The organism is Rudaea sp., assembly GCF_036383415.1.
Classification (GTDB): Bacteria; Pseudomonadota; Gammaproteobacteria; order Xanthomonadales; family Rhodanobacteraceae; genus Rudaea.
The window spans coordinates 1-10,301 of record NZ_DASVOK010000094.1 but is presented as its reverse complement, the minus strand read 5'-3'; the positions used below and the strand labels follow the sequence as shown (position 1 = coordinate 10,301).

The 10,301-nt window shown below is 65.6% G+C and carries 10 protein-coding genes; 3 read left to right on the top strand and 7 right to left on the bottom strand.

Annotation, left to right across the window (positions count from 1 at the left end; translation table 11 throughout):
* Positions 1-1,296, bottom strand: a 1,296-nt coding sequence (locus VF497_RS03485) for a DEAD/DEAH box helicase (protein ID WP_330886249.1), incomplete at its 3' end; no start/stop codon positions are given.
* A 260-nt stretch (positions 1,297-1,556) separates the two neighbouring features.
* Here VF497_RS03485 and trxA point away from each other — a divergent pair.
* The 3 genes from trxA to VF497_RS03470 all read left to right on the top strand — a co-directional run bounded on the left by trxA (position 1,557) and on the right by VF497_RS03470 (position 4,893).
* Entirely contained in the window at positions 1,557-1,886 is a 330-nt protein-coding gene (trxA, locus tag VF497_RS03480) for a thioredoxin TrxA (protein WP_330886248.1), read from the top strand.
* A 298-nt stretch (positions 1,887-2,184) separates the two neighbouring features.
* Positions 2,185-3,717 carry a transcription termination factor Rho gene (rho, locus tag VF497_RS03475; protein ID WP_330886247.1) on the top strand — a complete coding sequence of 511 codons (1,533 nt, stop codon included), beginning with the start codon at positions 2,185-2,187 and terminating at the stop codon, positions 3,715-3,717.
* A 153-nt stretch (positions 3,718-3,870) separates the two neighbouring features.
* A complete protein-coding gene (locus VF497_RS03470; protein ID WP_330886246.1) occupies positions 3,871-4,893 on the top strand; it encodes a TraB/GumN family protein in 1,023 nt (340 codons plus the stop codon).
* 18 nt (positions 4,894-4,911) lie between these two features.
* On the opposite strand, the gene VF497_RS03465 is transcribed toward VF497_RS03470, so the two are convergent.
* The 6 genes from VF497_RS03465 to glpD form a co-directional block, all read right to left on the bottom strand.
* Positions 4,912-6,087 carry a carboxylate-amine ligase gene (locus tag VF497_RS03465; protein WP_330886245.1) on the bottom strand — a complete coding sequence of 392 codons (1,176 nt, stop codon included), beginning with the start codon at positions 6,085-6,087 and terminating at the stop codon, positions 4,912-4,914.
* Positions 6,084-6,449 carry a hypothetical protein gene (locus VF497_RS03460; protein ID WP_330886244.1) on the bottom strand — a complete coding sequence of 122 codons (366 nt, stop codon included), beginning with the start codon at positions 6,447-6,449 and terminating at the stop codon, positions 6,084-6,086. Before VF497_RS03460 ends, VF497_RS03465 begins: the two co-directional genes overlap by 4 nt.
* A gap of 152 nt (positions 6,450-6,601) precedes the next feature.
* Positions 6,602-6,859: a hypothetical protein gene (locus tag VF497_RS03455; RefSeq protein ID WP_330886243.1), complete on the bottom strand. Its 258-nt coding sequence runs from the start codon at positions 6,857-6,859 to the stop codon at positions 6,602-6,604.
* A 14-nt stretch (positions 6,860-6,873) separates the two neighbouring features.
* Complete coding sequence (glpK, locus tag VF497_RS03450) at positions 6,874-8,379, bottom strand: glycerol kinase GlpK (RefSeq protein ID WP_330886242.1); 1,506 nt, start codon at positions 8,377-8,379, stop codon at positions 6,874-6,876.
* Positions 8,380-8,410: 31 nt separating this feature from the next.
* Positions 8,411-9,121 (bottom strand): MIP/aquaporin family protein, encoded by a 711-nt coding sequence (locus VF497_RS03445; RefSeq protein ID WP_330886241.1) that lies wholly within the window; start codon positions 9,119-9,121, stop codon positions 8,411-8,413.
* Positions 9,118-10,301: glycerol-3-phosphate dehydrogenase (gene glpD / locus VF497_RS03440; RefSeq protein WP_330886240.1), on the bottom strand; the 1,184-nt coding region annotated here is incomplete at its 5' end. The genes glpD and VF497_RS03445, both read right to left, overlap by 4 nt.

The following is a 10,301-nucleotide window of genomic DNA, read 5'->3' as shown; positions in this document are numbered from 1 at the left end:
GCCACCGCTGCGCGAACGCGAGTTGCGCGAGCGCGACGGCGGCGGACCCTTCACCGGCACGCTGCCGTCGTCTTCGTCCTCGACGCTGCTCGTGGGCAGGTCGGGCCGATGGCGCGGCGGCGGCAGCACGAGCAGGGCCGGGTCGATCGCCGCAGTCGGAATCTTCTGGCCGATGTAGGTTTCGATGTCGGGCAGGCTCTGCGCGTACATGTCGCAGGCGAAGCTGATCGCATCACCCTCGGCACCGAGACGCGCGGTGCGGCCGATGCGGTGCACGTAGTCCTCGGCGTCCTGCGGCAGGTCGTAGTTGTAGACGTGGCTGACGTCGGGGATATGCAGCCCGCGCGCGGCGACGTCAGTGGCGATGAGGATCTCGATCTCGCCGCGCTGGAACTTGCCCAGCAAGCTCTGGCGCTTCTTCTGCGGCACGTCGCCCGAGAGCATGCCGACGAGGAAACCTTGTCGCTCGAGACGGCGCGCGACCTTTTCCGCGGCCACCTTCATGTTGACGAAGATCATGCTGCGCTTGGCTTCGGACTTCGACAGCAGGCCGATCAGCAGCGGAATCTTCTCCTCGCTCGCCGGGAAGTACATGAGTTGGCGTACGCGGTCGGCGGTGACGTTCTCGGTCTCGACCGTGAGCTGCTCGGCCTCGTTCATGTTCTCGTAGGCGAGTTCGAGCACGCGGTGGCTCAGCGTCGCCGAGAACAGCAGGCACTGGCGCAGCTCGCGTTCGGGCAAGCGGCGCATAAGGAAACGCACGTCCTTGATGAAGCCGAGGTCGAACATGCGGTCGGCCTCGTCGAGCACGAACACTTCGACCGCCTTGAACGAGAATACGTGTTGCTTGAAGTAGTCGATCAGGCGGCCCGGCGTGGCGATGATGATGTCGACGCCGGCGCGCAGCATGTCGCGCTGCTTGTCGTAGTCGACGCCGCCGTAGATCAGCGCGGACTTCAGGCCCGTGCCGCGACCGATATGCTGGAAATCCTTCTCGATCTGGATCGCGAGTTCGCGCGTCGGCGCGACGATCACGGCGCGCGGATCGGTCGGCCCGCGCTCGGGCAGGGCCGGCTTGGTCAGCAGGCGCTGCATCGTAGCGACAAGGAAGGCGGCGGTCTTGCCGGTGCCGGTCTGCGCCTGTCCGGCGATGTCGCGGCCTTGCAGTGCATACGGCAGGGTCAGCGCCTGGATCGGCGTGCAGCGGGTGAAGCCCGCGGCGTGCAGGCCGGCGATCACGCTCGGATGCAGATCGAAGCTGTCGAAGAAGGTATCGGTAAGGGTCTGGGCAGGCATGGATTCGTATCGATGGTCACGCGAAAGCGCGCACGGACGGCTGCGACGGGTGCTTGAAATGTGGCGGAATCGTCCCCAACTCCTGCCAACCTCGCGCTTTGCGTAGCGCCGCTTGAAATGCTTCCGCGCTTCGGCTGAAATGGGGGCAAGCCCTCGAGATTCCAGTCGATGCCGCGATCGCGCAGCGAGCAATTGTAGCGCAAGCCGGGCCCCCGCGCCGCATCAGCGCGTCTTTTCCCCGTTTTCTGCCGGAGCCACCCGTGAGCAATCAAGCCATCACCCATGTCAACGACGACCAGTTCGACGCCGAAGTGCTGAAGTCCAGCGAGCCTGTGCTCGTCGATTTCTGGGCCGAGTGGTGCGGCCCGTGCAAGATGATCGCGCCGATCCTCGACGAGCTGGCCGACAGCTACGCGGGCAAGATCAAGATCAAGAAGATCAACATCGACCACAACCAGAAGACCCCGCGCAACTACAACGTGCGCGGCATCCCGACCCTGATGATCTTCAAGGACGGCAAGGTCCAGGCCACGCAGATCGGCGCGGTCGGCAAGAAGCAGCTCGAGCAGCTGATCGACAAGGCGATCTGAGGCCGTCGGCGTCGCCTGCGCGGCCGGGGAGGGTCGCGCTGGCCCGGCGCACGCTGGACGCCTGTATTTCGAAGTGCTAAGGTATACTTTAGCGAGGGGCCGGAGCGGCCCCGCTCATGCAGCAAATCCCCACGACTGAATAGCCGGCCCGCACGATGCGGCGAACGGCACCGAACCCGAGAATTTTTCAGGAATCGAGTCGCGTTTTCTCGATCCCGGCCGTGCGCGTAGCGCGTGCGAGCGCGGCAAACGCGTCCATCACCCTCTGTCTTTCCAACGGCACCACAAAGGTCTGCCCGTGTCCGAAACCGAATCCAAAGAACCCACAGGCGAAAGCCGCAATTCCCCATCCGAAAGCAGCCCCGCACTTGCCCCTGCCGCGCAAGCGGGCGGCAACGAAGGCGAGGCGCCGAAGCAGCAGCAAGGTGGCCGTGACGACCGCCGCGGCCGCGGCCGCAACCGCCACCGCAACCAGCAGCGCGGCAATGGCAACAATCCCAATCGCGGCGGCGGCAACAACGACGCCGACGAGGAATTCGTCGAGATCCAGGGCCCGAAGACCGGCGTCACGATCGATCTCAACGAATTGAAGCGCAAGCCCGCGCACCTGCTGCTCAAGATGGCCGAGGAACTCGGCATCCAGGAAGGCGCCGCGCGCGCGCGCAAGCAGGACATCGTCTTCCTCATCCTCAAGGCGCATGCGCGCGCCGGCGGCAGCATCTACTCCGAGGGCGTGCTCGAAATCCTCCAGGACGGCTTCGGCTTCCTGCGCACGCCGGACGAGAGCTATCTCGCCGGCCCCGACGACATCTATATTTCGCCCTCGCAGATCCGCCGCTTCAACCTGCGCACCGGCGACCACCTCGCCGGCACCGCGCGCCCGCCGAAGGAAGGCGAGCGTTACTTCGCCCTGCTCAAGGTCGACACGATCAACGACGAGCCACCGGAAGCGTCGAAGAACAAGGTCCTGTTCGAAAACCTGACGCCGCTGTTCCCGCGCAAGATGTACCACCTCGAGCGCGGCAACGGTTCGAGCGAAGACATCACCGGCCGCATCCTCGACCTGATCTCGCCGGTCGGCTTCGGCCAGCGCGGCATGATCGTCAGCCAGCCCAAGGCCGGCAAGACGATGATGCTGCAGAACGTCGCCCAGGCGATCGTGCACAACTATCCAAAGACGCACCTGATCATCCTGCTAATCGACGAGCGTCCGGAAGAAGTCACCGAAATGCAGCGCACCGTGCGCGCCGAAGTCGTCTCCTCGACCTTCGACGAGCCGGCGATCCGCCACGTGCAGGTCGCCGAGATGGTGATCGAGCGCGCCAAGCGCCTGGTCGAGCACAAGAAGGACGTAGTCATCCTGCTCGACTCGATCACGCGCCTCGCGCGCGCCTACAACACCGTCGTGCCGTCGAGCGGCAAGGTGCTCACCGGCGGCGTCGACGCCAACGCGCTGCAACGCCCGAAGCGCTTCTTCGGCGCCGCGCGCAACGTGGAAGAGGGCGGTTCGCTGACGATCGTCGCCACCGCGCTGGTCGAGACCGGCTCGAAGATGGACGAGGTGATCTACGAGGAATTCAAGGGCACCGGCAACATGGAAGTGCACCTCGACCGCCGCATCAGCGAGAAGCGCGTCTACCCGGCGATCAACATCAACCGCTCCGGCACGCGCCGCGAAGATCTGCTGATCGAGCCCGATGTGCTGCAGAAGATCTGGATCCTGCGCAAGCTGCTGCATCCGATGGACGAGCTCGCGGCGATGGAGTTCATGCTCGACAAGATGAAGAACACCAAGTCGAACGACGAGTTCTTCAATTCGATGAAGCGCTGAGCGCCGAAAAACGCGGCCAAGGATGGCCGCTTTTTGATTCCCGCGATCAAGGACGAGCGCAAAAACGAAGCCGGCCGCATGGCCGGTTTTTTTTCATATAAAGTTCATCGCATCCCGCTTAGGCTTGCGGCCTTGCGACTGCCCTGTTCCCGAATGCATGCCATCGTTTTCCTGCTGATCTACGCGCTGTCGTCCGCGCCGGTCGCCGCGCAAACGCCGCCTGCAACGGATGCCCCACCCACGGCGACGCCGGCTGCGTCGGCGCCGACGCTCGACACCGTACTCGTCACCGGCGAGCAGCCCGGTCCGGGGCTGTGGAAAGTGACGCGACGCGACAGCGATCACGTGCTGTGGATCCTCGGCACGCAGGCGCCGCTGCCGAAGACGATCAGCTGGCGTTCCAACGAAGTGGAAAAGATCATCGCCTCCTCGCAGGAGGTGCTGACCGACGCCCAGGCCGAACTCAAGGTCGGTATCTTCCGCGCGGTGTTCCTTTTGCCCGCCGCGCTCGGCGCGAAGAAGAATGCCGAAGGCAGGACGCTCAAGGACATCCTGCCGGCCGATCTGTATGCGCGCTGGCTGCCGTTGAAACAGCGCTACCTCGGTCGCGACGACGGCGTCGAACGCCTGCGCCCGATCCTCGCCGCGAACGAGCTGTACGGCAAGGCGATCGGCAAATCGGGCATGACCAACAAGAACGCACTGTGGCCGGTGATCGAGAAGATCGCGAAGCGGCATAAGGTGCCGGTCAAGGAAATCGACGTGCCGATTCCGGTCGACAATGCGCGCCAGGCGATCGATGACTTCAAGAGCACGGCTGGTCAGCTCGACATCGACTGCCTGGCGACGACGATCGCACGGCTCGAAACCGATCTCGATTCGATGCGCGCGCGTGCAAATGCGTGGGCGGTCGGCGATCTGGAAAAACTGAAAAGCCTGCCATATCCGGACCAGCGCGCGGTCTGCCTCAACGCCCTCGCCGCGAATGCCAACCTGCGCGAGAAGCTCGACGCCGCGAAAAAGCGCATCCGCGGCGCGTGGCTCGATGCCGCCGAGGCTGCGCTGTGGAACAACGCGAGCACGCTCGCCGTGCTGCCGGTCGCCGAAATGGTCAGTCCGGACGGCCGCCTCGCGATGATGCGGGAAAAGGGCTACCTGGTCGAAGAGCCGCAGTGATTCGGGTGCGGACGCAGCCTATGCAAGCTGCTGCCCCGGCACCGTTGCTTCAAGCAGCCAATCGACGACCGCACGCAGCGCATCGCGATGGCTGGCGCCTGCGGCGAGTGCATCGTCGTAAGCCTGCAACTGCGCGTGCGCGCTGGTGCCGCGCGCGAGGATTGTGCGCAGCGCGTGCAGCGATCCGTGCGGATCGAGCCTGCGCGCATCGGGTTCGACCAGCTCCAGCGCTTGCTCGACGAGTTCGGCAACCGGCACGGTGCGCTCGCGCGTCTCGTCGATGAACTCGGCCTCGATACCGTAGCGTTCCGCGCGCCAGCGGTTCTCCTCGATCAGTCGGCGCGTCGCCGAACTGCGCTGCGCGCCGAGTTCGGGCAGGCGCAGATGCGCGCTGACCAGGCAGCGAAACAGGGTCGCCAGCGCGATCGTGTCGGCCGCGCGCGTGCAGCTGTCGGCGATGCGCAGTTCGAGCGTGGGATGTTTCGGCGAAGGCCGGATCGTCCACCACAGCTCACCGCCGTCGCGGATGCTGCCGGCGCGTTTCAGGATCGTGATGAAGCGTCGGTAGTCGGCTTCGTCGGCGAAGAAATCGGGCGTGCCCGTGCGCGGCCACTCGGTGTAGGCCGACTGGCGGTAGGAAAACATGCCGGTGCGGCGCAGACTCCAGAACGGCGACGCAGTCGACAAGGCGAGGAACAGCGGCAGCCACGGCAGCATGCGGTTCATCAGCTGCACGCGGTCGACTTCGTCATGCACGCCGACATGCACATGCAGACCACAGAAAAACCCGCGCAGGCCGACGATCTGGTACTCGTCGGCGAAGCGCCGGTAGCGCGGATTGTCGGTCTGCGCCTGCTGCTGCCAGCGCGCGATCGGATGCGAGCCCGAGGCGATGATGCCCAGATGCATCGCCTGCGCGATCTCGGCGATCTGGTGGCGCAACGTGGTTATCGTGTCGAGCGCGTGCGCGGCGTCCTCGAAGATCGGCGAGACGAGTTCGACCTGGGCCTGCTGCAGCTCGAACGCAACCGCTTCGCCGAGCCTGCGCTGGCAGGCCTTGACGAAGGTCTTCGGCACGCGTCCCGGCGAGCGGCCGTTGCGCAGGTCGACGAGGAAGAATTCCTCCTCGACGCCGAACGTCGGCGCATCGGCACGCGCCGTGGATGCGCGCGCCGACGATTTCTTTGCGCTCACGTGCGCAAGGCTCTCAAGGCGAGATCGGGGCGTGCCGCGCGCGCGACTGCGGCGAACGGGCCGGGCGGTTCGCACAGGCGCAGCAGCGCTTCGTCGAGTGCTTCGAGGCGCGTGACGATTTCGCCGTGGCCCTCGGCCAGCGCGTTGCGGATCGCATCGAGCAAAACCGGATCGGCCTCGATGCGCTGCGCCTGATCCGCATGCCGATGTCGCCGCAGCCAGGCGAGGAATGCGTAGAGGTCGATGCGCGTCTGACCTTCGCGCAAGAAGAGGAAATCGGCGAGCAGGCCGAACAGGCTGACCAGGGAGCCGGCGGGAAGCGCGTCCGCCTCGATGGGCGTAGGCGTGGTTTGCTGTGGCATTTTCCGTCTCCTTTTGATCCGCTTGCGGGCGGGGGCTTGAACGGCGTTGACTGTGGCTTGCCCGATTGTGGCAAGCACGCCGTGAAGAAAACGGAAAAAACGTGATGGAATTGTGTGTTGTGCGTAAGGAATGTCTGAATGAGCGCAGTAGCCTATTTAGACCTTCTCTGGCGTGCTCCGCTTCCCGCCACCTTCCGCCAGCGCTTGCCGTGTGCGGCTTCGAACTCGGTGTCGGAAAGTGGAATCACCGATTCGCCATTGCGCAGGCGCCATTCCGAGCCGAGCGGCAGCGCGGTCGCGTTGCCGTGTTCGTCGACACTGACCGGCTGCGTGTGGACCAGGATCGAGCGCAGGCCGTGCTCGTCCTCGACCTCGAAAGCTCGTGTCTCGATATGTGTCTTCGCGCTCATTGCCGTCTCTCGGCTCAACTCGGCGCAATGCGGAATTCGAGTGTTGCGCCGACAGCGCGCTGCCAGTCGGCATAAAGCCGTTCACGTTCGCCTTCACCGAGTTCGGGCGCGAAGCTGTGGCCGATCGCCCAGTGGCGTGCGATCTCCTCGCGACTCTGCCAGAAGCCGGCCGCAAGGCCGGCGAGATAGGCGGCGCCGAGCGCAGTCGTCTCGAGCTGACGCGGACGCTGCACCGGCACGCCGAGCACGTCGGCCTGGAACTGGGCGAGGAAATCGTTCGCGATCGCGCCGCCGTCGACGCGCAGCGTGGACAGCTTCAGGCCCGCGTCTGCCTGCATCGCAGCGAGCACGTCGCGCGTCTGGTAGGCCATCGATTCGAGCGCGGCGCGCACGAGATGTTCCTTGCGCGTGCCGCGGGTGAGACCGAAGAACGCACCGCGTACATCGCTGCGCCAGTACGGCGCACCGAGGCCGACGAAGGCCGGCACGAGGTAGACGCCTTCGTTCGACTTCGCGCGCCGCGCATAGGCTTCGGAATCCGATGCGGCGTCGATCAGGCGCAGGCCGTCGCGCAGCCACTGGATCACCGAGCCGGCAACGAAGATCGAGCCTTCGAGTGCGTACTCGGTCTTGCCGCCTAGGTTCCAGGCGATCGTCGTCAACAGGCCGTTGTTCGACGCCACCGGCTTCGTGCCGGTGTTCATCAGCATGAAGCAGCCGGTGCCGTAAGTGTTCTTCGCCATGCCGGCCTCGAAGCAGGCCTGGCCGAACAGCGCGGCCTGCTGATCGCCGGCGACGCCGGCGATCGGGATCGAGCGGCCGCGCGCGAAATGCGTGGTGTGACCGTAGACCTCGCTCGACGCGCGCACCTCGGGCAGCATCGCGCGCGGCACGTTGAACAGCGCGAGCAGGTCGTCGTCCCAGCCTTGCTCGTGGATGTTGTATAAAAGTGTACGCGAGGCGTTGCTCGCATCGGTGACGTGGGCCTTGCCGTCGGTCAGGTTCCAGATCAGCCAGGTGTCGATCGTGCCGAACAGCAGCTCGCCGCGCTTGGCGCGCTCGCGCGCGGGATCGACGCGGTCGAGGATCCACTTGACCTTGGTCGCGGAGAAATACGCGTCGATCAGCAGGCCGGTGCGCGCACGCACGAGCGCGTCGTGGCCGGCGGCGATCAGCTCGTCGCAGATCGCGCGCGTCTGCCGCGACTGCCAGACGATCGCGTCGTGCACCGGTTTGCCGCTCGCGCGCTCCCAGACCACGATGGTCTCGCGCTGGTTGGTGATGCCGATCGTGGCGATGTCGATGGTCTCGCCGAGCTTGCTCCCGCTCGCGATCGCCTCGGCGACCGTCGCCTCGACGCTGGCAAGGATCTCGATCGGATCGTGCTCGACCCAGCCCGGTTGCGGAAACTTCTGCGCGAACTCGCGCTGCGCGCTCGTGGCGATGTTGCCGGAGTGATCGAACAGCAACGCGCGCGAACTCGTCGTGCCTTGGTCGATGGCGAGGACGTACTGGCTCATGCTTTTCTCCCTTTCTGTATTTTTATACTTTTCAAGCGTAGAACGCCTGCCAGAAACCGGCCGCGAGCAGCATGCCCGCGACCGGCGCAATGACTGGCACCCATGCATAGGCCCAGTCAGAATCGGCCTTGCCCGGAATCGGCAGCAGCGCGTGCGCAATGCGCGGACCGAGGTCGCGCGCGGGATTGATCGCATAGCCGGTCGGGCCGCCGAGCGAGAGTCCGATTGCGACGACGAGGCCGGCGACCGCGAACGGCGCGAGCCCCTCGGTCATCTTGTTCGCGCCGATGATGAGCACGCCGAACATGAGCACGAAGCTGCCGATCACCTCGCACAGGATCGCGGCCGGAAAATTGCGGATCGCCGGCGCCGTACAGAACACCGCGCGCTTGGCGAGCGGATCGAGATCGCCCTGCCAGTGCGGCAGATAGGCGAGATACGCCAGCGTCGAGCCAAGCGCGGCGCCCGAGACTTGCGCGGCGACGTAGCCCGGAACTTGTGCCCACGGAAACTTGCCGAGCGCGGCCAGCGCGATCGTCAACGCGGAATTCATGTGCGCACCGCTGCCACTCGGTGCCGCTGCATAGATGCCGAACAGCACGGCCAGCCCCCAGGCGACGGTGATCACGATCCAGCCACCGTGCTGCGATTTCGATTGTGGCAACAGTACGCCGGCGACCACGCCGCTGCCGAGCAGCATCAGCGTTGCGGTGCCGAGAAATTCGCCGAGATACGGACTCATCGATTGCTCTCCACTCCGAGATATTGTTCCAGTCGCTGTCGCCCTTTTACATCGAAACGCAAACCGAGCTTGCTGCGTCGCCACAAAACATCGTCGGCGCTGCGCGCCCATTCCTCGCGCACGAGATAGTCGACCTCGGCCTGGTAAAGATCGGCGCTGAAGCGTTTGCCGAGGTCCGCGAGCCTGCTCGCCGCGCCGACGACGCGCTCGATGCGTGTGCCGTAGGCGCGTGCACAGCGCAGCGCGAGATCGGCGGGCAGCCACGGGTAACGGCGCATGGTCGCGAGCAGGAAATGATCGAACGCTGCGTCGCCCGAGCGCTGTGCGTCGGCGAATTCGCCGCCCGGAAGATGCACGCGTTCGTCCGCCGTCCATGCGCCGTGTGTGTTGCCGAGCGCGGGCGCGAGGCGGTCGAGCGCATCTTCGGCAAGGCGGCGGTGCGTGGTGATCTTGCCGCCGAACACGTTGAGCAGCGGTGCACCGGCATCGTCGTCGAAATCGAGCAGCCAGTCGCGCGTCACTTCCGAGGCATTGACGCCTGCTTCTTCGAGCAGCGGACGCACGCCGCTGTAACTCCAGACCACGTCGGCCGGGGCGATTGCGCGCGTGAAGTAGCGGTTTGCGGCGGCGCAGAGATAGGCGATCTCGTCTGCGTCGATGCGCACCGCTTCGGGCTGGCCGGTGAATTCGATGTCGGTCGTGCCGATCAGCGTGTAGTCGCGCTCGAACGGAATCGCGAACACGATGCGCCGGTCGGCCTGCTGGAACGTGTAGGCGTAGTGGTGTTCGTAAAGTCGTGGCACGACGATATGACTGCCTTTGATCAAACGCAGCGTGTGCGCATGCGGCACGTGTGCGATCTTGTCGAGGAAACTCGCGGCCCACGGCCCGGCCGCGTTGACGAGCGCACGCGCTTCGACGTCGCGTAACCTGCCGTCGGCGTTGCGCACTTGCGCCTGCCACGTTTGCGTGCCGCGTCGCGCGCGCATGCAGCGCGTGCGCGTGAGGATCTCCGCGCCGCGCGCCTGCGCATCGAGCGCGTTGAGCACGACCAGGCGCGCATCGTCGCACCAGGCGTCTGAGTAGATGAAGCCGGTCTCGAACTGCGTCTTGAGCGGGCCGCCGGCGACGTGCTCGCGCAGGTCCGCGCGGCGCGAGCGCAGCAGTGTGTGCGCGCGGC